The organism is Saccharopolyspora sp. NPDC045941 (assembly GCF_056431445.1).
Map to the genome: position 1 here is coordinate 17,757 of NZ_JBWKKU010000023.1, position 23,335 is coordinate 41,091.

The 23,335-nt window shown below is 69.8% G+C and carries 19 protein-coding genes; 9 read left to right on the forward strand and 10 right to left on the reverse strand.

The genetic code is table 11. The features are described from left to right. Position 1 precedes the first annotated feature (1 nt). A complete protein-coding gene (locus tag AC07FN_RS19975; protein ID WP_478397029.1) occupies positions 2-1,003 on the reverse strand; it encodes an AAA family ATPase in 1,002 nt (333 codons plus the stop codon). A 667-nt stretch (positions 1,004-1,670) separates the two neighbouring features. Here AC07FN_RS19975 and mraZ point away from each other — a divergent pair. The 4 genes from mraZ (at position 1,671) to AC07FN_RS19995 (ending at position 5,987) form a co-directional block, all read left to right on the forward strand. After that, the gene (mraZ, locus tag AC07FN_RS19980; protein WP_132485633.1) at positions 1,671-2,102 is read left to right on the forward strand and encodes a division/cell wall cluster transcriptional repressor MraZ; all 432 of its coding nucleotides are present in this window, start codon (positions 1,671-1,673) and stop codon (positions 2,100-2,102) included. Between the two features lie 255 nt (positions 2,103-2,357). After that, positions 2,358-3,344: a 16S rRNA (cytosine(1402)-N(4))-methyltransferase RsmH gene (rsmH, locus tag AC07FN_RS19985; protein ID WP_478396950.1), complete on the forward strand. Its 987-nt coding sequence runs from the start codon at positions 2,358-2,360 to the stop codon at positions 3,342-3,344. Positions 3,345-3,366: 22 nt separating this feature from the next. Further along, entirely contained in the window at positions 3,367-4,131 is a 765-nt protein-coding gene (gene ftsL / locus AC07FN_RS19990; RefSeq protein ID WP_478396951.1) for a cell division protein FtsL, read from the forward strand. After that, positions 4,131-5,987, forward strand: a complete 1,857-nt coding sequence (locus AC07FN_RS19995) for a peptidoglycan D,D-transpeptidase FtsI family protein (RefSeq protein ID WP_478396952.1) — start codon at positions 4,131-4,133, stop codon at positions 5,985-5,987. Before ftsL ends, AC07FN_RS19995 begins: the two co-directional genes overlap by 1 nt. A 9-nt stretch (positions 5,988-5,996) precedes the next feature. On the opposite strand, the gene eccCb is transcribed toward AC07FN_RS19995, so the two are convergent. From eccCb to AC07FN_RS20010, 3 genes are all read right to left on the reverse strand, one after another. After that, positions 5,997-9,293 (reverse strand): type VII secretion protein EccCb, encoded by a 3,297-nt coding sequence (gene eccCb / locus AC07FN_RS20000; protein WP_478396953.1) that lies wholly within the window; start codon positions 9,291-9,293, stop codon positions 5,997-5,999. A gap of 8 nt (positions 9,294-9,301) precedes the next feature. After that, positions 9,302-9,553 (reverse strand): hypothetical protein, encoded by a 252-nt coding sequence (locus AC07FN_RS20005; protein WP_478396954.1) that lies wholly within the window; start codon positions 9,551-9,553, stop codon positions 9,302-9,304. 84 nt (positions 9,554-9,637) lie between these two features. Continuing rightward, positions 9,638-10,987: an MFS transporter gene (locus AC07FN_RS20010; protein ID WP_478396955.1), complete on the reverse strand. Its 1,350-nt coding sequence runs from the start codon at positions 10,985-10,987 to the stop codon at positions 9,638-9,640. 353 nt (positions 10,988-11,340) lie between these two features. Here AC07FN_RS20010 and AC07FN_RS20015 point away from each other — a divergent pair, with 353 nt between their 5' ends. After that, positions 11,341-13,059: an IlvD/Edd family dehydratase gene (locus tag AC07FN_RS20015; RefSeq protein WP_478396956.1), complete on the forward strand. Its 1,719-nt coding sequence runs from the start codon at positions 11,341-11,343 to the stop codon at positions 13,057-13,059. Positions 13,060-13,124: 65 nt separating this feature from the next. Here AC07FN_RS20015 and AC07FN_RS20020 read toward each other — a convergent pair whose 3' ends face one another. Together AC07FN_RS20020 and pdxR are read right to left on the reverse strand one after the other, a co-directional pair. Further along, positions 13,125-13,493 (reverse strand): CHAP domain-containing protein, encoded by a 369-nt coding sequence (locus AC07FN_RS20020; RefSeq protein ID WP_478397030.1) that lies wholly within the window; start codon positions 13,491-13,493, stop codon positions 13,125-13,127. Positions 13,494-13,749: 256 nt separating this feature from the next. Further along, positions 13,750-15,162 carry a MocR-like pyridoxine biosynthesis transcription factor PdxR gene (gene pdxR / locus AC07FN_RS20025; protein WP_478396957.1) on the reverse strand — a complete coding sequence of 471 codons (1,413 nt, stop codon included), beginning with the start codon at positions 15,160-15,162 and terminating at the stop codon, positions 13,750-13,752. 86 nt (positions 15,163-15,248) lie between these two features. On the opposite strand from pdxR, the gene AC07FN_RS20030 reads away from it, so the two are divergent. Then, complete coding sequence (locus AC07FN_RS20030) at positions 15,249-15,830, forward strand: TIGR03086 family metal-binding protein (protein WP_478396958.1); 582 nt, start codon at positions 15,249-15,251, stop codon at positions 15,828-15,830. A 13-nt stretch (positions 15,831-15,843) separates the two neighbouring features. Here the strand turns inward: AC07FN_RS20030 and AC07FN_RS20035 are convergent, their stop codons facing one another. Genes AC07FN_RS20035 through AC07FN_RS20050 form a run of 4 tightly spaced genes read right to left on the reverse strand, consistent with a single transcriptional unit; the run spans position 15,844 to position 18,907 of the window. Continuing rightward, positions 15,844-16,665, reverse strand: coding sequence for a hypothetical protein (locus AC07FN_RS20035; protein ID WP_478396959.1), 822 nt, complete (start codon positions 16,663-16,665; stop codon positions 15,844-15,846). Between the two features lie 7 nt (positions 16,666-16,672). Continuing rightward, complete coding sequence (locus AC07FN_RS20040) at positions 16,673-18,016, reverse strand: WXG100 family type VII secretion target (RefSeq protein WP_478396960.1); 1,344 nt, start codon at positions 18,014-18,016, stop codon at positions 16,673-16,675. 4 nt (positions 18,017-18,020) lie between these two features. Next, on the reverse strand, positions 18,021-18,341 hold the full coding sequence (locus AC07FN_RS20045) for a type VII secretion target (RefSeq protein ID WP_478396961.1): 321 nt from the start codon (positions 18,339-18,341) through the stop codon (positions 18,021-18,023). A 20-nt stretch (positions 18,342-18,361) separates the two neighbouring features. After that, positions 18,362-18,907, reverse strand: coding sequence for a YbaB/EbfC family nucleoid-associated protein (locus AC07FN_RS20050; RefSeq protein WP_478396962.1), 546 nt, complete (start codon positions 18,905-18,907; stop codon positions 18,362-18,364). Between the two features lie 133 nt (positions 18,908-19,040). Here AC07FN_RS20050 and AC07FN_RS20055 point away from each other — a divergent pair, with 133 nt between their 5' ends. The 3 genes from AC07FN_RS20055 to mraY are packed head-to-tail and all read left to right on the forward strand — an operon-like array spanning position 19,041 to position 23,238. After that, positions 19,041-20,696, forward strand: coding sequence for a UDP-N-acetylmuramoyl-L-alanyl-D-glutamate--2,6-diaminopimelate ligase (locus AC07FN_RS20055; protein ID WP_478397031.1), 1,656 nt, complete (start codon positions 19,041-19,043; stop codon positions 20,694-20,696). Next, positions 20,693-22,162: a UDP-N-acetylmuramoyl-tripeptide--D-alanyl-D-alanine ligase gene (locus tag AC07FN_RS20060; protein WP_478396963.1), complete on the forward strand. Its 1,470-nt coding sequence runs from the start codon at positions 20,693-20,695 to the stop codon at positions 22,160-22,162. The genes AC07FN_RS20055 and AC07FN_RS20060 overlap by 4 nt, the downstream gene beginning before the upstream one ends. Next, positions 22,159-23,238 carry a phospho-N-acetylmuramoyl-pentapeptide-transferase gene (gene mraY, locus AC07FN_RS20065; protein WP_132485480.1) on the forward strand — a complete coding sequence of 360 codons (1,080 nt, stop codon included), beginning with the start codon at positions 22,159-22,161 and terminating at the stop codon, positions 23,236-23,238. Before AC07FN_RS20060 ends, mraY begins: the two co-directional genes overlap by 4 nt. The last annotated feature ends 97 nt before the right edge of the window (positions 23,239-23,335 follow it).

Sequence of the window (23,335 nt, forward strand, 5' to 3'; positions counted from 1 at the left end):
ACTACCTGCGTTCGCCGTCGCTGTCGCCGCGCGGCACCGGGATCCGGTTGAGCAGCTGCCGCACCAGGTCCGTCGCCGAGCGGCGCGACGCGCGGGCCTCGCTGGTCAGCACCAGCCGGTGGGCCAGCACCGGGACGGCGATCGCCTGCACGTCGTCGGGGACGACGAACTCGCGACCGGACAGCGCGGCCTGCGCGCGGGCGGCGCGGACCAGCTGCAGGGTCGAGCGGGGCGATGCGCCCAGCCGCAGCTCGGGCAGCTGGCGCGTCGCCGTCACCAGGTCGATCGCGTAGCGGCGGATCTCGGTGGACAGGTGCACCCGGCGCACGGCCCGCAACAAGGCCTGCACCTCGCCGCCGTCGGCGACGGGGCGCAGGTCGCGCAGCGGGTCGTGCCCGGCGTGCTCGTCCACCATCGCCAGCTCAGCCTTGGCGTCCGGGTAGCCGATCGACACCCGGGTCGTGAAGCGGTCGCGCTGCGCCTCGGGGAGGGCGTAGGTGCCTTCCATCTCGATCGGGTTCTGGGTGGCGATCACCATGAACGGCGCGCTGAGCCGGTAGGTCTCGCCGTCGACGGTGACCTGGTTCTCCTCCATGCACTCCAGCAGCGCCGACTGGGTCTTCGGCGAGGCCCGGTTGATCTCGTCGCCGACGACGAGGTTGGCGAACACCGGGCCGGGCCGGAACTCGAAGGACTCGGTCTGCCGGTTGTAGATGGACACGCCGGTGATGTCGCTGGGCAGCAGGTCCGGGGTGAACTGGATCCGGCTCACCGAGCAGTCGATGGACCGGGCCAGGGCCTTGGCCAGCGAGGTCTTGCCGACCCCGGGCACGTCCTCGACGAGCAGGTGGCCCTCGGCGAGCATGGTGACCAGCGCCACCCGCACCACCTCGGGCTTGCCCACCAGGACCTGCTCGACGTTGGCGGCGATGCGCTGGATGGTGCCGTGCAGCCGGTCGATGCTCGGTGCGGGCTCGGTGCCGGCCGGCGCAGCGCCGGACAGCTGGGCTTCAGGCGTCACGCCACCTCCTGCATGTTGCGGCGCGGCAGCACGCCGGAACGGTCGCGCATGCGAACCTCCAAAGTCTGCGGCCGGCGGGTGGCTGTCGCGGTCCGCGCCGGCATCGCCCGGCAAAGCGGAAACGATCACCTGATCGAGACCGGCGGGCACGTGCAGTGTGCCAAACCGGCGGTCCCCGGCGGGACACCCGCACCGAACCTCGCCGCGGGCGGCGGACCGCCTCGCCCCACTTCGCCCCACCGAGCTCGCCCCCACCGGCCGGCCACCGGTGCCCGGTCGGGCGGTTCCCGAGCATAACCGCGCGCTTTGACGGGTTGATCAAGGTCGGGCCGGCGTTACCCCCCACTTCGCCGCCACGCTGTGCTACCAGGGCAAACGGGGCCAATCCTGCCGGGGGAACCGGGGCAACTCGTGTTGACGGTGGAGTGAAGTGGGGTAGTGTGGGGGAAGGTGGGGCTAACGGGGGTCCTGCCGCTTGAGGTGGGGCACCGCTCGAAGTGGGGCGCCGTTTCAGGCGGGCACTGCTTCCGATGGCCATCGGGTTTGGCGACCAGCGGGAGCACCGGCTCGGAGGCCGTTCGGGGAGTGGGCGGCGCCGGGGCGGTCCGGGGTCGTCGTGCGGGCGGCCTGGGTGGGGAGGTGGACCGGGATGTTCCTCGGCACCCACCACCCGAAGCTCGACGACAAGGGGCGCTTGACGCTGCCGGCCAAGTACCGGGAAGCATTGGCGGGGGGGTTGATGGTCACCAAAGGACAGGACCACTGCCTCTACGTCTTCCCGCGCGACGAGTTTGAGCAGATGGCGCGCAAGGTCGCCGAGGCGCCGTTCACCAACGAGGCGGTCCGCGCCTACCAGCGGTACCTGTTCGCCGGCACCGACGAGCAGCAGCCCGACGGGCAGGGGCGGATCAAGATCGCGGCGGAGCTGCGGCGCTACGCCGGACTGGCCAAGGAGTGCGTGGTCATCGGCGCGATCAACCGCCTGGAGATCTGGCACTCGGAGAGGTGGCAGAGCTACCTCGACGAGCACGAGGAGGGCTATGCGAAGGCGCAGGAGGAGGTGTTGCCCGGCGTGTTCTGAGCGTTCCGCCGACCGGCGGGGCGGGAGTTGACGGCAAGGGACCCGGGTTTCGTGAGGCCTCGGTCCGCTCGGCTATCGCATGCCTGGTGCATCTTCCCCGGCACCAGGACGCGACGGGCGGGCGGGGACCTGACGGGATCCGGAAAACCAGGGGGCTTACCGAAGATCGCCACGCGCCGTTCGCGCGTGGCGATCGGCGGTATTTCGACCGCGGTGTCGAACCGGAACGGGGCACGCGGGAAGGGAGGGACCGCCGTGGCCGAACAGCGGCATGATCAGGGCGGATCCGCCCGCGACAAGCACGTTCCCGTGCTGCTCGACCGGACGCTGGAGCTGCTCGCGCCCGCGCTGTCCCGCGAGGGGGCGGTGGTCGTCGACGCCACGCTCGGCATGGGCGGGCACTCCGAGGCGATGCTCGCCGCGCACCCCGGGCTGACGATGGTCGGGCTGGACCGCGACACGGACGCGCTGCGGCTGGCCGGTGAGCGGCTCGCGCCCTACGCCTCCCGGATCCACCTGGTGCACGCGGTGTACGACGAGTGGGCCGACGTGCTCGCCGACCTCGGACTGCCCGAAGTGGACGGTGCGCTGTTCGACCTCGGGGTTTCCTCGCTGCAGCTGGACGAAACCGCCCGCGGCTTCGCCTACGCGCACGACGCCCCGCTGGACATGCGGATGGACCCGGGCGCGCCGCGCACCGCCGCGGACGTGCTCAACACCTACAGCGCGGACGAGCTGGCGCGGGTGCTGCGGACCTACGGCGAGGAGAAGTTCGCGGGCAAGATCGCCGCGGCGATCGTCCGGGAACGCCAGAAGGAGCCGTTCACCAACAGCGCGCGGCTGGTCCAGCTGCTCTACGACACCGTGCCGGCGGCGAGCCGGCGCACCGGCGGGCATCCGGCCAAGCGCACCTTCCAGGCGCTGCGCATCGAGGTCAACGCCGAGCTCGACGTGCTGGACCGCGCACTCCCGGCGGCGCTGGACTCGCTGGCCGTGGGCGGTCGGATCGTGGTGATGTCCTACCACTCGCTGGAGGACCGGATGGTCAAGCGGGCCTTCGCCGACCGGACGAAGTCGCGCACCCCTGTCGACCTGCCGGTGGAACTGCCGGGCCACGGACCGGAATTCCGGTTGCTCACCAGGGGCGCCGAGCTCGCCGGTGAGCAGGAGATCGAGGCCAACCCCAGGGCCGCGTCGGTGCGGCTGCGGGCCGCGGAGCGGGCCGGCCGGGGGAACGCATGAGCGGCAAGGCGAGGGAGGCGAGATGACTGCACCTACGCGTGCCGGCAAGAAAGCCGCTTCGCGGGCGGGTTCCGCCGAGCGAACGCAGCAGACCGCCCAGAAGACTGCGCAGAAGAGCAGCCAGAAGAAGTCCGGGCAGAAGCCCGCCCAGAAGTCCGGGCAGAAGACGAGCGAGAAGCCGCGGACGCGGTCCGCCGCGGCCGAGCGCGCCTACGCGCGTCGCGAGGAGCGGCGGGACCGGTCGGCGCGGGAACCCGCCGAACGGCGGCCGCGCCAGCTGCGGCAGGGCGTGGAGGAGCGGCGTCCCGCGGCGAAGCCCAAGGCGAAGGCGAAGCAGCTGCACGAGCGGGTTTCGCTCGCGCGGTTGCCGCTGGTGGTCGTGGTGATGGCGGTGCTGGCCACCGGGCTGGCGGCGACGTTGTGGCTGTCCATCGCCGCGGTCAGCGGCAGCTACCGGCTGCAGCAGGGTGAGGACCAGATCAACGCGCTGAGCGAGCGCAAGGAGCAGTTGCTGAGCGAGGTCAGCTCGATGGGCGCGACGCCGGAGATCCAGCGTCGCGCCGAGGAAGCTGGCCTGCGGCAGGCGCCGTCCCCGGCCCGCCTCGTCCAACAACCGGACGGCTCGGTGACCGTCATCGGTGAGCCGAAGAAGGTCACCGCGGCACCGCCGCCCGCTCCGCCGCAGCCGCCGGCGGAGCAGCCGCAGGCCGGGCAGCCTCCGGCGGCGGAAGGCCAGGCGCCGCAACAGCCTTCCTCGGACCAGCAGGTCGCGCAGGCGGGCCGCTGATGGCCCGAGGGTCGACCAGCGGCGTTCGGCGGCGCACCGCGCGCACGAACGTGGCCGGCAGCAACCGGCGGCTGCTCGTCGGCCGGTTGCTGCTGGTGATCGCTTTGGTGCTCACCGGCGGCAAGCTGATCCAGGTGCAGGGGTTCGAGGCCAGCGCCCTGTCCGAGAGGGCGCAGGCGCAGCGCGCGGCCAAGCAGATCATCCCGGCCGAGCGCGGATCCTTCACGGACCGCAGCGGGAACGTGCTCGCGTTCAGCGGTGAATCGCGGCAGCTCTACGCCAACCCGAACCAGCTGACCAAAACCTTCGACGAGGAGCACGCGAAGAACCCCGCGAAACCCACTTCGGAGCAGTACAAGCGGGAGATCGCCCGCTACATCGCGCAGGTGCTGCCGGGGGTGATCAGCGAGCAGGAAGTGCTGGACGCGCTGTTCAAGGACGCCGGGTTCACCTACTTCGGCCCGCCGATCGATCCGAGCCAGGCGCGGCTGATCACCGAGAAGTACCCGCACATCGGGGCCGAGTACCGGGCGACCCGCGAGTACCCGGCGCGCGACGTGGGCTCGAACATCATCGGCGTGGCGAACTGGCGACGGGACGACCGGAAGATCAAGGGTCTGATGGGCCTGGAGGCCTCGATGGACCCGCTGCTGGCCGGCACCGCCGGTGAGAAGGTCTCCGACACCGCGAGGGGTTCGAGCCTGGTCATCCCCGGCACCGAGCGGGAGCTGAAGGCGGCGGTCCCGGGCTCCGACGTGCAGCTGACCATCGACTCGGACCTGCAGTTCATGCTGCAGCGCCAGCTCGCCGACTACACCCGCGCGGCCCAGGCCAGGAGCGCCAGCGCGGTGGTGCTGGACGCCAAGACCGGCGAGATCTACGCGCTGGCCAACGACAAGGCCTTCGACCCGGGCGCCCCGTCGTGGGGCGACAGCCCGGACAGCAACCCGGCGGTGACCACGCCGTTCGAGCCGGGCTCGGTGGGCAAGGTGATCACCGCGGCCGGGGCGATCGAGAACGGCATCGTCAAGCCGGACACCGTGCTGCAGGTGCCGGGCTCCATCAAGGTCGCCGACCGGACCGTCGGCGACGCCTGGCCGCACGGCACGCTGCCGCTGACCTTCACCGGCGTGCTGGGCAAGTCCTCCAACGTCGGCACCCTGATGGTCGCGCAGCAGCTCGGCGAGGACCGGTTCTACGACCTGGCCAAGAAGTTCGGGCTGGGCCAGGTGACCGGCAGCGGCCTGCCGGGGGAGAGCGCGGGCAGTCTGCCGCCGCGCCAGTCCTGGTCCGGGTCGACGTTCGCGAACCTGCCGATCGGCCAGGGTCTTTCGATGACGGTGCTGCAGATGGCGGGCATGTACCAGGCGATCGCGAACGACGGGGTGCGGGTGCCGCCGCGGATCATCGCCGCGGAGACCGGGCCGGACGGCTCGCGCGTGGAGCGACCGCGCCCGGAGAGCGTGCGGGTGGTCAGCCCGGAGACGGCGCACACGGTTCGGGACATGCTGCGCTCGGTGGTGCAGAACGGGCCGGGGCGCGAGCAGGACGGCACCGGGCCGGGAGCGGCCCTGCCGGGATTCCAGGTCTCCGGCAAGACCGGGACGGCGCAGCAGGTCGACCCGGCCTGCCGCTGCTACAGCCAGTCGAAGTACTGGATCACCTTCGCCGGGATGGTGCCCGCGGACAACCCGCGCTTCGTGGTGGGGCTGATGCTGGACCAGCCGGCGTACGGGACGCAGGACGGTTCGTCGGCGGCGCCGCTGTTCAACGAAGTCGCGTCGTTCCTCACCCAGCGCTACCAGATCCCGCCGTCCAAGGAGCAGGCGCCGATCCAGACCCTCCAGGTCCCCTGACGGCGGACGTCAGGGGACGAGGGGCGTCTGGATCAGCTGGCGTCCGTCGAGGCGGCTGAGGAGGGTTCCCCGGCCGGGCGGGAGCGGGCGGGAGGGTGTGTTGCCGATCAGCGTGCCTTCATCGGCGTTCGCGCTCATCGCCAGTGCCGGAGCGTTGGTTTCGCGCAGCGTCGCCATGAAGCGCTCGAACATCCCGCGGATCGCACCGGCGGAGTCACGGGTCAGCACGACGTGCAGGCCGAGATCGGCGGCCATCGGCAGGAACTCCGCCAGCGGCGTGAGCGGGTTCTCGCCGCCGGACGCCACGAGTTCGTAGTCGTCGACGACGATGAACAGGTCGGGGCCCGACCACCAGGAGCGGTTCCGCACCTGTTCCTGCGTCACGTGCGGTCCCGGCATCCGCTTCCGCAGCGCCGGGATCACGTCCTCGACGTGGCTCCTGAGCTGGTCGGGGTTGATCACGTGCGCGCCCAGGTGCTCGGTGGCGAGGAACCCGAGCAGCGTGCGCCGGTAGTCGACCAGCAGGATCAGCGCTTCCTGCGGCGTGTACCGCTCGGTGATGCCGCGGATGATGGCCCGCAGCAGCGTGGTCCGGCCGGATCCGCGTTCGCCGATCGCGTAGAAGTGCGGCTCCCGGCGGAAGTCCAGGTGCACCGGTTGCAGGGCCTGCTCGCCGATGCCCAGCGGGATCAGCTTCTGGTCGTGCGTCGGTGGGAACCGGTACGGCAGCTCCGCAGGCAGCAGCCGCACCGGCGGCGCCAGGTATCCGCGCCAGCCGGACCGCACGCGGTCGACCAGGTCCGCGACGGCGTCGGCGTGGCTGTCGCGGTAGACCTCCTGCGCCGGACGGGCCCGCCGTCCCTTCTCCCGGGCGGCTTCCACCAGGTCTGCCAGCTTCGCGCCGTCCACCCGGGGTAGCGCGGTGCGGAAGTGCTGCTTGCTCGGGTGCATGCCGCGGCCCGGCCGGGCCTGCGGCACACGTTCGGCATCCTCGGGGTCGATCTGGGACTGGTCCGGTTCGCCGAGTCGCAGTTCGATGCGGGTCTGCAGCAGATTCCGCAGCCCCGAGCGGATTTCGGACCACCGCTTGGCCGTGACGAACACGTGGATGCCGTACGCCAGGCCCCTTTCGGCCAGGTGGTGCACTGCGGGCGGCAGATCCACGGATTCCTGGTAGAGCGTTCCCCAACCGTCGATCAGCAGGAAAACGTCGCCGTACGGGTCGGGATCCGGCTCGCCGCGCAGCCTGCGGTCGCGTAGTTCCGCCATGTCCTGGACGCCCAGCTGCTGGAAGAGCTGCTGCCTCTTGGCCAGTAGCTCTTCCAGCTCAAGAGTGGTTCGCCGCACCGCATCGACGTCGGGTTCGGTGATCACCGAACCGATGTGCGGCAGGTCCCGGAACGCCGCCAGCGAACCGCCGCCGAGGTCGACGCAGTAGAACTGCACCTCGCGCGGCGTGTGCGTCAATGCCAGCGACGCGATCAGCGTGCACATCGCGGTGGACTTGCCCGAACCGTCCCGGCCCACGATCGCGCCGTGCGCGTCCAGGTCCAGCACCATCGTGTCCTGTCGGCACGAGTACGGGTCGTCGAGCAGCCCCATCGGCACCTGCAACGGCCGGTCTCCCGGGCGGCGAACCGCCGCGTAGCCCCGGACGTCGTTGTGCTGCAGCGGGGGAAGCAGCGCGTCCAAAGTGGGCGACGTGTCCAGTGGCGGCAACCAGATTTGGTAAGCCGACGGGGCCTTGCCGCGCATTTCGGCCAGCGTGGTTTCGAGGAGGCTGGTTTCGGGCTCGCCGCCGGACACGTATGCCGTTTTGAACCGCTTGATGCCGTCGGGGGTGCGCAGGTATCCGACGCCGGGCTCCGGCGGCAGGTCGCAGGCGTCGGGAACTCCGATCGCCGCTCGGGAATCGGCGGCGGTGTAGGTCCTCAGCGCGATGCCGTAGGACAGGTTTCTCCAAAAGGGGCACCACTTCTCGTCGTCGGCCCGTTGCGAGGCCAGCAACATGCGGACGCCCAACGAGCGGCCCGTCCGGTGGATCGTCACCAGCGTGTCGATGAAATTCGGCTGTTGCGCCAGCGTCCCGTCGAGCTGTTCGAGGATCACGAACAGCATCGGCAACGGTTCCTGGCAGCGCTGGTCGCCGGATTCTCGCAGCTGGCGGTATTCCCAGATGTTCCTCGCGCCCACGCCGCTCAATGCATCCATCCGGCGCTTCAACTCGCCGTTCAGCGTTTCCTGGAACCTGCCGAGCAGGTCGTCGGAGATCAAGGCGGGGGAGGTGGCGGAGACGTGCGGCGCGTTCTTGAAGTGGCGGAACGTCGCGCTGCCCACGTAGTTGGCCAGCACGAAGTTGACGTCGGACGGCGGATGCGTGGCCATCAGTCCGAGGACGATGGTGCGCAGGAGTTCCGACTTGCCGGAGCTGCTCGCGCCGATGATCAGGCCGTGCGGCCCGATTCCGCCGAGTTCGGCTTCTTTGAGGTCGAGCTCGAACGGATTCCCGGCTTCGTCCACGCCGATCGGGATCCGGTAGAGGTCCTCGATCGGGCGCGGCGCCCACGCTCGGTCGACGTCGAAGCCCGGCCCTAGGTTCAACAGGTCGGCGGCCAAGTTCGGCGGTGCCTCGGGCGGCAGGATCTGTCGCGCCGGAGCGGCTTTGTCGCGCATCGCTGCCAGGGTGGTTGCGAGCAGCCCGTTCCCGGAATCGCTTTGGGGCACGGTCGCGGTCTTGAACTGCTCGATGCTGTCCGGAGTGCGCAGGTATCCGCGGCCGGTGCCGACCGGTATTTCGCTGGCGTCGGGGATTCCGATCACCATGCGCGACTCGTCGGCGTTGAAAGTCCTCAGCGCGACGCGGAAGGGCAGGAACGGTTCGAGAGATCGCAGATCTCCCTGTTCCAGCCGGTGCGAGGCCAGCAGCATGTGGACGCCCAGAGAACGTCCCAACCGACCGACCCGCACCAGGATCTCCACGAAGTCCGGCTTTTCCTCCAGCACTCTGCGGAATTCGTCGATGACCACGAAGAGGGCAGGCAGCGGTTCCTGGCAACGCTGATCGCCGGACTCCCGCATCTGGCGGTATTCCCAGAAGTTCTTCGCCCCGGCGGCCCTCAGCAATTCCATGCGGCGGCTCGACTCGACTTCCAGCGAGTCCCGCAGCCGCCGGACCAGATCCGGATCGGACTCCAGGCCGGGGGCGAAGGCCGAAACGTGCGGCGCTTTCTCGAAGTCGCCGAACGGTGGGCCGGCGATGTACTCGGCGAGCACCAGGTTCACATCGGTCGGGGAGTGCGTCGTCACAAGCCCGGTCACGATCGAGCGCAGGAGGCTCTCCCCTTGCCGGAGCCGCTACCGCCGATGATCAGGCCGTGCGGACCCATTCCACCGAGGGCCGCTTCCTTGAAGTCGAGCTCCACCGGGGTGCCCGACTCGTCCACGCCGATCGGGATCCGGTAGAGGTCCTGCGCCGGGCGTGGCGCCCAGGCGCGGGCGATGTCCAAGTGCGGTCGCAGGTTCCACAGATCCGCCGGGTCGGCGTCGTGGATCCACGCCTCGGTCATGCACGGTCCCCCTGAACGTCGTGATGCGGCAAGCCATGTATATCAAGCGGCCTGCCGCACCACGGTCGTTCGACCGACCCGCCGTCAGGCGGCTCCTCCGGTCTTGCTCGGTGAGGTCTGGATCTCCTCGGCGGGGGCTTTGAAGCGGGACAGCGTCAGGAACAGCGCCGCCGCCGCGAAGCCGCAGAACGCCAGCAGGTACAGGCCCGCCGTCTGCGAGTGGAAGGAGGTCTCGATCCAGGTCTTCGCGATCGGGGCCACGAACCCGCCCAGGTTGCCCAGCGAGTTGATCAGGCCGATGCCGGCCGCCGCGGCCGTGCCGGTCAGGTACGCCGCCGGGAACGTCCAGAACACCGGCTGCACCGAGATGTACCCGGCGGCGGCCACCGACAGGCCCGCGATCGCCAGCACCGGGCTGCTGAAGTAGGCCGACGCCGCGATGCCGACGGAACCGGTGGCGACGCAGGCCGCGGCGACGAACCGCTTCTTGGGCTGGGCGAGCCGGTCCGCGCCGGTGGACACCGCGATGTTCACCAGCAGCGCCACGGTCCACGGGATCGCCGTCACCAGGCCGACCAGCAGGCCGACCTTGCTGCCCACTGCGGCGGCCACTTGCGTCGGCAGGTAGAACGTCATGCCGTAGACGCTGCACTGGATCAGAAAGTAGATCAGGCAGAAGAACAGCACCCGCCGGTCCACCAGCGTCGACCACATCCGGTGCGGGCCGTGCGCCTTCTTGGCCTCGGCCTCGCGGTCGACCGCGGTCTGCAGGGCGGTGCGCTGGTCGGGCGAGAGCCACTTGGCGTCGGCCGGCTTGTTGTCCAGGTAGAAGTACGCCCACACGCCGACCACGCACGCGATCAGGCCTTCGACCGCGAACATCCACTGCCAGCCCAGGATTCCCGCCACGCCGTCGAGTTCCAGCAGCAGCCCGGAGAGCGGGCCGCCGAGCACCGACGCGAGCGGGATGCCGAAGTAGAACAGCGCGTTGCAGCGCGCCCGGTACGCATGTGGCACCCAGTAGGTGATGTACAGGATGACGCCGGGGAAGAAGCCCGCTTCGGCGACGCCCAGCAGGAAGCGCAGCAGGTAGAACAGGAACTCGCTGTTCACCAGGGCCATCGCGGCCGAGATCAGGCCCCAGGTCACCATGATCCGGCACATCCACCAGCGCGCGCCGACCCGCGTCATGATGAGGTTGCTCGGCACCTCGAACAGCGCGTAACCGATGAAGAACAGCCCGGCCCCGAGCGCGTAGGACGCCTCCGAGATCCCCGCGTGCGCCTGGAATTCCTGCTTGGCGAACCCGATGTTGACGCGATCCAGGAACGCGATCACGTACATGAAGAACAGGAACGGCAGCAGCCGCACCATGACCTGCCGGATCGCGGTCGTGAGCGCCTCGTCGGGCGCTCGCTCGCCGGTGTGCACCATGCCTCCCCGCTGAGGTGGTGAGCGTACGAAATATCGAACTACGTTCGTGATTTGGGTCACGAGCGTAGGGCTGCGGGTCGGGGCCGTCAATGGCGCGTCCGGTATCGCAACCATTGTTCGAGATCGCGGATGGTCGGGGCCGGGCTATTGCGCCCGGCCGAGCGAGCTGGTTACGTCGCAGTGGTCAGACCATGGTCCCGACATGGAGGACGCATGAGTAGCCCTGTGTCAACCCGAGTCCTCCTCAACCGCACCTCAGGGGAACGTGACGCAAACCAGCCACAAGAAACTGCGAAACGTGGGATTGAGCCGGACGCAACCACAACTGTGAAACGCGGAGAGGCGGAACTGGTATGAGCACGCCACGGCGCAGTGCGAGTTGGTTCGGGGCCCACGGCCGGGCCGGGATGACCGCCCGATCCTGGGTCAAGAACCAGGGCTACAGCGACGAGGTGTTCGACGGCCGGCCGGTGATCGGCATCGGCACCACCTGGTCCGAGCTGGCGCCGTGCAACGCCCACCAGCAGCGGATCGCCGAGGCGGTCAAGCGCGGGGTGTGGCAGGCGGGCGGCTTCCCGCTGGAGTTCCCGAACATGGCGCTGGGCGAGACGCTCATGCGCCCGACCACCATGCTCTACCGCAACCTCCTCGCGATGCAGGCCGAGGAGACGATCCGCGCCAACCCGCTGGACGCCGTCGTGCTGCTGTCCGGGTGCGACAAGACGACCCCTGGCCTGCTGATGGCGGCGGCCAGCGTCGACCTGCCCACCGCGATGCTCACCGGCGGGCCGATGCTCAACGGCAAGTACAAGGGCACCGACATCGGCTCCGGCACGGCCGTCTGGCAGGCCGAGGCCGACCTCGTGGCGGGCAAGATCACGCAGGACGAGTGCTACTTCATCGAGGGCTGCATGTCCCGATCCAACGGGCACTGCATGACGATGGGCACCGCGTCCACGATGGCCTGCATCGTCGAGGCGCTCGGCATGCAGCTGCCGTATGCGGCGTCCTGGCCGGCCGTCGACGCGCGCCGCTACGCCGCCGCTCAGCAAACCGGGCAGCGCATCGTCGAGATGGTCGAGGAAGACCTCAAGCCCTCCGACGTGCTGACCCGCGACGCGTTCCGCAACGCGATCCGGGCCAACGCCGCGATCGGCGGTTCCACCAACGCCGTCGTGCACCTGATCGCCATCGCCAAGCGCGTCGGCGTCGAGCTGACCGTCGACGACTTCGACACCGACACCCGCGACGTGCCGACGCTGGTGAACCTGCAGCCCAGCGGCAAGTTCCTGATGGAGGACTTCTGCTACGCGGGCGGGCTGCCCGCGGTGCTGACGGAACTCGGCGACCTGGTCGAGCGCTCGGCGGTGACGGTCACCGGCCGCTCGATGGGCGAGAACATCGCCGGCGCGGAAGTGCACAACCGAGAGGTGATCACCGCGTTCGACGAGCCGTTCCAGGCCGTCGGCACCGGAACGGCGGTGCTGCGCGGCTCGCTGGCACCGGACGGTGCGGTGATCAAGCAGTCCGCGGCGTCGCCCCGGCTGCTGCAGCACCGCGGCCCGGCGATGGTCTTCGAGGACGTCGACGACTACTACGCGGTGTGCAAGAACGACGATCTGGACGTCGACGAGAACACGGTGCTGATCGTCCGCAACGCGGGGCCGAAGGGCTATCCGGGCATGCCGGAGGTGGCCAACGTGCCGGTGCCGAAGAAGGTGCAGGACCGCGGATTCGACGACATCGTGCGGATTTCCGACGGCCGGATGAGCGGCACCGCCTACGGCACGGTGATCCTGCACGTCACGCCGGAGGCGGCCGCGGGCGGCCCGCTGGCCTTCGTGCGCACCGGCGACATCGTCAGCATCGACGTGCCGAACCGCCGTCTCGACCTGGAGGTGCCGGCGGAGGAGCTGAACCGCCGCCGGGCGGAGTGGAAGGACCCCGACAACCCGTACCCGCGCGGCTACCAGCGGCTGTACTACGACCACGTGCTGCAGGCGTCCGACGGCGCGGATCTGGACTTCCTGGTCGGCAAGTCCGGCAGCCACGTGCCCCGCGACGGCCACTGAGGGTGGTCGCGGGTCTTCCGGGGCGTCCTGGGAGACCCGCGACCGGCCAGGAGTGTCCACTGTGGTCAGCCGCGCGGCACCTGCGGGTCGCTCCAGCCCAGGTAGTTGTTGAAGTAGGAGACGCTGTCGGCGTGGCCGATCTTGCCGCCGATGCTGCTCGCGTAGATGCCGCCGTTGCCGTCGGCGATGCCGACGTGCCCGTACTGGCTGATGTTCCAGTACACGAACGCGCCCTTGGGCGGGGTGGAGCCGTCGGTGTGCGCCTTGCCCGCGCGCACCGCGCCCTGCCAATGCGCGATCGCGGACGGCCAGACGCCCGTCGTGCCCCAGGCGTTCTCCACGGCCTTCTCGCAGAGGCCCTGGTAGGAGGTGTCGCCCTGGTGCTTCTGGAACCACTCGACGGCGCCCTGCGCGGTGCCATCGGCGGGACTCATCTGAACGGCCTGCGATGCGGGTTCGGCGATCACGCTCGGCGCGGCGAGCGGAGCGAGCACGAGTGCTGCGGCAACACCGCAGGCGCCGGTTAATCGAACGAGACGGTTCTTGTTCACGAAGTCCTCCCGGAGCGCAAAAATCTCCAACGAACGGAAAGGACGCTAGCGATCCCCGCAGCCGAACACCATCAAGAACACCTGAACAGCCGATGACAGCCGGCTCCACCGCCGATGACAGCCGGCTCCACCGCCGGTGTCAGCCGGCGAGGCACGAGTGCAGGCGGCGAAGCCCCTCGGCGATGTCGGGTACGGCGATCCCGCCGTACCCGAGGATGAGCCCCGGACGACCGCGTTCCGCCTTCCGGTGCGGACGCAGCGCGAGGACTCCGACGCCGGTGTCCCACGCGCGTTCGGCGATCGACTCGTCGTCGGTTCCCTCCGGCAACAGCGCCGCGAGGTGCAACCCCGCAGCGGCTCGGATCGGCTCGACCAAGCCGGTGAAGTCCCGCCGCAATGCGGTTGAGATGAGTTCATGCCGTTGCGCGTATTCGGTCCGGGCGCGACGAATGTGCCGGGCCAGCAAGCCTTCCTCGATGAACTCCGCGAGCGCGGCCTGCAACGGCATCGGCGCGTGCAGATCGGCGACGTACTTGGCGGCCTGCAGCGCGGTGCGGAGACTTCGCGGCGCGATCAGGAAACCGATTCGCAGCACGGGCAGGAGCACCTTGGACATCGAGCCGACGTAGATCACCCGGCCCGCGCGGTCGAGGCTCTGCAACGGTTCGATCGGCCTGCCCGAGAAGCGGAATTCGCTGTCGTAGTCGTCCTCGACGATGACCGAGCCGGTGCGCTCGGCCCACTCCAGCAGCGCCGTCCGGCGCAGCAACGACATCGGCATGCCGAGCGGGAACTGGTGCGACGGCGTGACGTACACGATCCGGGCGCTGTCGGGGATCTGGTCGACCTGGATGCCTTCGGCGTCCACCGGTACACCGACGACCTTCGCGCCCAGCGCCCGGAACAGCTGACGAGGCGGCGGATACCCCGGATCCTCGACGGCAACGCAGGTCCCGGGTTCGATGAGGACCCGGCCGACCAGGTCGAAGGCCTGCTGTGCCCCATTGGTGACCACCACGTCGTCGGCGGTCGCCCGCACAGCCCGGGACACCCCGACGTGCCGCGCCAGCGCGGCGCGCAGCCCGGAATGCCCGGCGGGGTCGCCGTACATCGGCGAACCGACGCCCGACGTGCGGAACCAGTGGGCCAGCAGGCGGCGCCAGGCCGCGTGGGGGAACAACCGGATGTCGGGAATTCCGGCTCGGAAGTCGAAGTCCGGGGTGGGCCGATCCATCCGGGGAACCCGGATCCGCTCCCAGCCGGGGACGGGCCGGATGTCCTGCCCGGCGGCCGATTCCGGTGCCCGGTCGAAGCCGCCCGGCTGCACGTAGGTGCCCGATCCGGTTCGGCCGGCCACGAAGCCCTCGGCGGTCAGCCGGTCGTAGGCGGCGCCGACGGTGTTCCGGGACACCGACAGGCGTCTGGCCAGTTCGCGAGTGGGTGGCAACGCCTCGCCGGTGCGAAGCCTGCCGTCCAGGACCGCTGCCTTGACCTGCCGGTAGATCTGCCCGGCCAGGTCGTCCCGGCCGACCAGGCTCACGTGGAATTCCACGCCGCTAGGGTAGCCGGAATCGGCCCAGTGGAGTTGGTGGAATTTGGCCCTACCGCTGGGCCGATGGCCGTCCATAACCTCGACGCGTGGACATTCGGAACTTGCACCGGCGGGCCATGCGGGGCACCGGTGGCGTGATCGCCCAGATCCGCCCCGGCCAGCTGCGCCTGCCCACGCCGTGCGCGGACTGGACGCTGCACGGGCTGTTGCGGCACATGGTGAGCGAGAACCTGGCGTTCGCTCGCGCCACCACGTCGGGTACAGAACCGTCCGATGTGGACTGGAATGCGGGGCGGCTCAGCGCCGACCCGGCGGAGGACTACCGCAGTTCGGCCGCCGAGTTCGGCAAGGCGTTCGCCGCCGAAGGCGTGCTGGACCGGCAGGTCCGGGTCCGGGAATTCGGCGTGTTCCCGGGCAGGGCGGCCCTGGTCTTCCACTTCGTGGACATGGTGGTCCACGGCTGGGACGTGGCGAAAACCATCGGCGCCCGCTACGAACCGGACGAGGATCTACCGGCCACGGCACTGGAACTCATGCGCCGAAACCCGCCACCCCAGGACGGCACCGGAGTCTTCGCCCCGATGATCGAGGTCCAGGACTCGGCGCCTGCCCTGGACAAGCTGCTAGCCTTCCTCGGTCGCAACCCGAATTGGCCGGAACCTCGGTGAGCACCAGAGCCACTCAAGGCATGGTGGGGTAGTCGAAAACGGTGATCGGCTCCTCGATTCCGTCGGAGGGGGCGCTGCGGAGCTCGGCGAGGATGGCGTCGGCCGATCCCGCGCTGAGGTCTGCCAGTGCAATGTGCAAGGAACGGCCTGCAGCGCGTACCTGAGCAAGTGTTCGAGGAAGGGAATGCAGCAGCTCGATCGCGACCGGCCGGTTCTTGGTCCACAGCTGTTCGAAGTGCCCGAACACGATCCGTGCGGCATCCGCATCGGCGATCTGGCGGAGCATGTACGGACTCGGCAGGCCCAAAATTCGTGCGAACATCGACGATTCATTGATGTCGCGGACGCTGATTGCGCGAAGAGGCTTGTCCTTCTCGTGCTGCCACCGCTGCAGGATTGATGGGGGTAGATCGACGTGGATCGCGGTGGAAGGGGGTTCGATGCTGGAGTTGAACGGCTCGACCCGCACTGCCGGCCGGCGGAGGCTCTCAAGCGTGAAGCTGTCAAAGTCGGACCTGTTCAGTCCGTCCCAGTTCAGCAGGTACTGCTCGAATGGAATATCGTCGTCGGCGGTCTCTCCGCCGACCTCGGTGTACTCCTCCTCGACTTCCTCCATGCCGTCTTCGTAATCGAACCTGATGACCAGCGGATGTCCGGTGTGATCTGCGAGAAACTTCCAGAGCGATTCGTTCAGCAACGTCTGTGCGGGATTGCGCGGGCTGCTCCTCGGGCCCAGGTGGTAGTAGTTGACGCTTTCGTCGTCTTTGAGGACGGGTTTCCCAAGCGTGAGGTACATCTTGCAAGGTGCGCAAATAAGATACCCGAGGTCGCTCATGGGTTCCTCATTCAATCTTTCCGTTGGCTAGGTTTCCCCGGCCGATGATCCTACCGGATGGGTCGCAAAATATCAGATTCACGTTCTCGTGATCGGTCGGGCCGCATCGGCCGCGCCATCGGTCCACCCACGAATTTAATTCTTCCACAGTTGCTCCCTGTGGTATCTGGTAGAAGACTTCGCCTCCTTCTTCGCCGAGTTGTTTGCAGGCCTTCTTGGTGTTCGTGTTGAATGAATTCTCAGATCCGTTGAGTGCCTTGTTCTCCCGGTTCAGGACATCGTTTCCGTTGCTGTCTTGGAATCGGATGTCGGGCCCGAAGGCGTTTTTTTCGTCGACGAACGGCGTCGTTCCGGGAGGGCCGTCGCGGAGTGAGGCGATTGCGGCTTCGCGCGTCATTCCGCCTCGGGAATCGTCGATGACCTTTCTGATCAGGTCTTCCTGTTCGTGGGGTGGAAGTCTGTCGAAAGGATCTTCCGGGTCGGGGTGGCCGGTTTTCGGGTCGTCCGGTGGGTCGTTGGGCGGGTCGTTGGGGTTTCTCGGGGTGTTCGGGTCGGCCGGGGTGTTCGGGGGTTTTCCCGGGGGCTGCGGGGCGGGTTTGGCGTGGGTTATGTCGGTGAGGATCTTCCGGAGCCGGCCGAGGAGGTCGACCAGCCTGCGGAGGAGGGGGATCAGGTCGCCCAGGGCCCGCAGCAGCTTCTGGATGACCTCCATGATCCGGACGGCCCAGCGGGCGACGCGGGCCGAGGCTTGGACCGCTACCGCGGCGATGCCCACTCCGGTGGCCGCTTCGATGGCCCAGGACACCAGCCTGCCCACGCAGTCGGCGATCAGGTCGCGGACCACCTCGCGGATGGTGCCGACGAGCATGCCGGCCGTTTCGGTTCCCTCGGCGAGCGCTCCGGCGGCTTGCGACTGGGCCCGGATGAGCTCGGCGGTGGCCGCCAGCTGGGAGCGGTAGGCGTCGGCCGCCGCACCCGTCCAGCTCGCGGTGTCCCGGCTGACGTCGGCCTGCAACGCATCTGCGGTGGATCGCAGGGATTCGCCGGCGTTGCGCCAGGTCTGGGCGTGGGCCGCGACCGCGTCGGCGTTTCCCGCCAGCCAGTCGAGCATGTCGGTGAGCGGCTGGACGAACTCGATCAGCCAGCCGACGAGCCAGGACACCCCCGTGCCGATGGGATCGAGGACGGCGGACAGGACCTCCAGTCCGGCGCCGAGCACGGAGTAGCCGATCTCGGCCCACGAGCCCGATTCGATCGCCGAGCTGACGTCGGAAATGGCTTCGACGATGCCGATGCCGGTGTACCAGCTGGAGGAGTCCTGCGGTTGTGCGATCAGCGGGTTGTCGCCCACGTCGTCACCCGCCGAGTTCGTCGGCGAGGCGCTGGAGGCCGGTGGCGATCTCGGCGTCGGTCGCCTCGTGGTCTGCGACGGCGTCGCGCAAGGCGGCCGAGAGCGCCGAAACCGCGTCGTGTGCCGCGGACGTGGTGGACAGCACGGTCTCGGCGGTGCTGTCCAAGACCGGCGGTAGGAACTGGCAGATCACGCCGTAGGCGTCGGTGCCCAGCTGCACGCTCCGCCCGGCGTCTGCGGCCTGGCCGATCGCTGAGGCGTGGCCGTCGAGGCGGTCCGCGTGCGCGCGCAGCTGTTCGGCCGGCATCTGGAAGCCCTCAGCCATCGATTCCCCTCAGAAGGTTCCTAGTTCAGGAACGTCTCGTCGCTGAAGTCGCCGTCGTCGTGGGCACCGTGCGCCTGCGTCGGACCGGCCTGCGGTGGCGGGCCGGGTGGTGCCGGCGGGCCGGGCGGTGGAGGCGCAGGTGCCGGCGGCGAGGTCGGGCCCGGCGGAGGGGGCGGAGGCGAAGCAGGCGGTGGTGCCGACGGGAAGCGCTGTCGGTAGTTCTCGGTCACCGCGTTGGCGACTTTCGCATCGCGATCGCCGAGCGCGGACTTGGTGGCTTCCGCCACCTGGTCGGCGATGCGGGACTGGGCTCGGCGCAGGACCGCCATGAACTCGGCGCTCAGCTCCGCTCCCGAGGCCCGTTGGTCGCTGAACCGCACGTCCGTCGGGACGCCCTCGGCGTCGACGGTCACGGTTACCGAGCGGCCGCGTTCGGTGACGCGGATGCGGCCGATCTCCTGCTGCATCGCCGCCGTGCGCTGTGCCTTCTCCTGCAGGCCCTGCGCCCAGTTCTGGAGCGCCTTCTCCGCCTGCGCCGGATCCACCCCGAAGTCCGGTGGCTGCAACCTCGTCCCCCTTGGCCCGAAATCCGAGTCAGGGGAGTTCTACTGCACCTCGGGAGCGCGGTGGTGCGGGCGAATCGGAGCTGGGCCGGACGGCTCAGCCCGTGCTCGGCCGAACAGGTGGCCGACCATGGGGATGCTTCCTCAGGCGGTACCGGTAGCCTGTCGCGACGTGCCTTCCGCGGTCGCGACAGCTCCGCCTCGCCCGTCTCACGTCGAGCCGGTGGAGATCGAGAAGCTCGCCGATTTCATCGGCGCGCGTGTACTTCGCGCCCCTGATCACAGCGCTGCCGCAGCGCCGGTGACCGGGGCGACCCTGCGTGCTCAGCACGTTCGTCCCGGCGATCTGTTCGCCGCGCTGCCGGGCACTCGCGTGCACGGCGCCGACTTCGCCGAGCAAGCGCTGGATTCCGGCGCCGTCGCCGTGCTCACCGACCAGGCCGGGATCGAGCGGGTCACCCTCGCCGAGCACCCCGCCGTCCGCGAGGGCAAGGTCGCGCTGCTCGTGCACGACGACCCGCGCGGCGTGCTCGGCGCGGCCTCGGCGCTGATCTACGGCGATCCGTCGCAGAAGCTGAAGGTGCTCGGCGTGACCGGCACCTCCGGCAAGACCACCACGACCTACCTGCTGGAGTCCGCGCTGCAGGCCGCCGGGTTCGGCACCGGGCTGGTCGGCACCGTCGAGACCCGCATCGCGGGCGACCGGCTGGACAGCGCGTTCACCACCCCCGAGGCGCCGGACCTGCAGGCGCTGCTGGCCGTGATGGTCGAGCACCGGGTGACCTACGTGCCGATGGAGGTCTCCAGCCACGCGCTGGCCATGGGCCGCGTCTCCGGCACCCGGTTCGCCGTCGGCGCCTTCACCAACCTCTCCCAGGACCACCTGGACTTCCACCGCGACCTCGAGGACTACTTCCAGGCCAAGGCGCTGCTGTTCGACGGCCGCGCCGAGCACGAGGTCGTCTGCATCGACACCGACTGGGGAAAGCGGCTGGTCAAGCCGGACACCATCACGGTGTCCACCGCCACGGACGCGTCCTGGTCCGCCACCGACGTGCAGGCGTTCCCCACCGGGGAGCAGACCTTCACCGCGCACGGCCCCGACGGCCTGGAGCTGCACATCCGGCTGCGGCTGCCCGGCCCGTTCAACGTCGCCAACGCGCTGCTCGCGATCGGCGTCCTGCACGCCGCCGGCGTGCCCATCTGGGCCATCGAGCGCGGCCTCGCGGAGGTCGACGTGCCCGGCCGCATGGAGCGTGTCGCGCTCGGGCAGGACTTCACCGCTGTGGTGGACTACTCGCACAAGCCCGGCGCGGTCGCTGCGGTGCTCGACGCGGCCCGCGCGCAGGTCGACGGCAAGGTGATCGTCGTGCTCGGCTGCGGAGGCGACCGGGACGTCGCGAAGCGGCCGTTGATGGGCGAGGCGGCCGCCCGCCGGTCCGAGCTGCTGATCGTCACCGACGACAACCCGCGCAGCGAGGACCCGGCGGACATCCGGGCGGCCATGCTGGCCGGTGCGCAGGAGGTGCCCGCCGACCAGCGCGGGGACGTGATCGAGATCGGCGACCGGCGCGCGGCCATCGCCACGGCGGTCGAGCGAGCCGAACCGGGCGACATCGTCGTCGTCGCGGGCAAGGGCCACGAGACAGGGCAGGAGGTGGCGGGCGTCGTGCACCCCTTTTCCGACCGGGAGGAACTCGCCGCAGCCCTGCGTCTATTTTTGGGCCAAGGGCCCCGGGCCCCAAGGGATACCGATGTTCGTCGGGGGCAGGGCGACGAGGAGGCAAGTTGATCCGGCTCAGCCTCGCTGACATCGCGGAAGCGGTGGACGGCAGGCTTCATCGTGCGGAAGGCCCGGAGATCGTCAGCGCGGGTGTCGAGTTCGACTCCCGCAAGATCGAACCCGGCGGGCTGTTCGTGGCCGTGCCCGGGGAACGGGTCGACGGGCACGACTTCGCCGCGCAGGCGATCGCGGACGGTGCGGCGGGCGTGCTCGCCGCGCGGGAGGTCGACGCCCCGGCGGTGATCGTGCCGCCGGTGGACGACGACAGGCTCGGCGCGCTGGCGCTGGCCGGCGACGTGGACGGTTCCGGTGCCGCGGTGCTGACCGGGCTGGCGAAGCTGGCCCGCCACGTGGTCGACCGGCTGCCGCAGCTCACCGTGGTGGGCGTGACCGGCTCGTCGGGCAAGACGTCCACCAAGGACCTGATCGCGCAGCTGCTGGAGCCGATGGGCTCGACGGTCGCGCCGCCCGGCTCGTTCAACAACGAGCTCGGCCACCCGTGGACCGTGCTGCGCGCCGACGAGAACACCCGGCACCTGGTGCTGGAGCTGTCCGCGCGCGGCGTCGGGCACATCGCGCACCTCTGCGAGGTGGCGCCGCCGCGCATCGGCGCGGTGCTCAACGTCGGCCACGCGCACCTCGGCGAGTTCGGCTCGCAGGAGGCGGTGGCGCAGGCCAAGGGCGAACTGGTCGAGGCGCTGCCCGCGGACGGCGTGGCGGTGCTCAACGCCGACGATCCGCTGGTCGCGGCGATGGCCGAGCGGACGAAGGCCCGCGTCGTGTTCGTCGGGGAGCACCCCGACGCGCATGTGCGCGCAGTCGACGTCGACGTAGACGAGCTGGCGCGACCGACGTTCACGCTGGTCACCGCGCAGGGCGAGGCCCGGGTGACGCTGCCGCTGTTCGGCGAGCACCACGTGGGCAACGCGCTGACCGCGGCCGCCGTGGCGCTGGAGCTCGGCGCGACCGTCGAGCAGGTGGCCGAGCGGCTCGGCTCGGTGCGCCGGGTGTCCGCGCGGCGCATGGAGGTCAGCGAGGCGCCGGGTGGCATCACGGTCGTCAACGACGCCTACAACGCCAATCCGGAGTCGGTCCGGGCGGCGCTGAAGACGCTGGCCGCGATGACCCGCGGGCGTCCGGGCCGGGCGTGGGCGGTGCTGGGACCGATGGGCGAACTCGGCGAGTCGGAGGCCGAAGCGCACGACGAGATCGGGCGGCTGGCCGTCCGGCTGAACATCGACCGGCTGGTGGTGGTCGGCGAGCAGGCCCAGGTGATGCACCAGGCGGCATCGCTGGAGGGGTCGTGGGGAGAGGAGTCGGTTCTGGTGCCGGACGTCGATGCGGCCGTCGCGCTGCTGCGCGCCGAGCTGCGTTCCGGTGATGTGGTGCTGACCAAGGCATCGAATTCCGCCGGGCTGTGGCGGGTCGCCGAGGCCCTGCTGGCCGAAGGGGATGCGGGGAGGCAGCAGCCGTGAAGCCGATCCTCGTGGCGGCCGCCGTGTCGCTCGTCGTTTCGATCCTGTTCACGCCCTACCTGATCCGGGTGTTCTCCAAGCAGGGCTTCGGCCAGGAGATCCGGGAAGAGGTGCAGAGCCAGCACGCCGCCAAGCGCGGCACCCCGACCATGGGTGGCGTGGCGATCCTGGTGGCCATGTGGGTCGGCTACCTGGTGAGCCACCTGATGGGCGGCGACCCGATGACCGCGTCCGGGCTGCTGGTGCTGGGCCTGACCACGGCGCTGGGCATCGTCGGGTTCCTGGACGACTTCATCAAGATCCGCAAGCAGCGCAACCTCGGGTTGAACAAGACCGCGAAGCTGGTCGGCCAGCTGATCGCCTCGGTGCTGTTCGCCATCCTGGCGATCCGGTTCGCCAACCAGAACGGCGTCACCCCGGCGTCGGTGGAACTGTCGTTCCTGCGCGACATCACGGTGATCTCGTTCGGCGCGATCGGGTTCGTGATCTTCGCCTACGTCGCGATCAGCGGCTGGTCGAACGCCGTCAACTTCACCGACGGCATGGACGGCCTGGCCGGCGGCACCGCGGCGATGGTGCTGGCCACCTACGTGCTGATCTCGTTCTGGCAGCTGCGCAACGACTGCTTCGCGCCGTCGGGGCCGATGCCGGGCTGCTACACGGTGCGGGACCCGCTGGACATCGCGGTGGTCGCCGCGGCGGCGATGGCGGCCTGCGTCGGGTTCCTGTGGTGGAACGCCGCGCCCGCGAAGATCTTCATGGGCGACACCGGTTCGCTGGCGCTGGGCGGCCTGCTGGCCGGGCTGTCCATGGTCACCCGCACCGAGCTGCTGATGATCGTCATCGGCGGCGTGTTCGTGGTCGAGGCGCTGTCGGTGGTGCTGCAGATCGTGGTGTTCCGCAGCACCCGGCGACGGCTGTTCCGGATGGCGCCGTTCCACCACCACTTCGAGCTCGCCGGGTGGGCGGAAACCACGGTGATCATCCGGTTCTGGGTGCTGGCCGGGATCAGCTGCATGTTCGGCGTCGGCCTGTTCTACGCGGACTGGCTAGAGAAGGCCATGATCCTCAAGTGACGGTGCGGGGGTGGGGGGGGGGGGGGGGGGGGGGGGGGGGGGGGGGGGGGGGGCGGAGGGGGGGGGGGAGAGGGGGGGGGGGGGGGGGGGGGGAGGG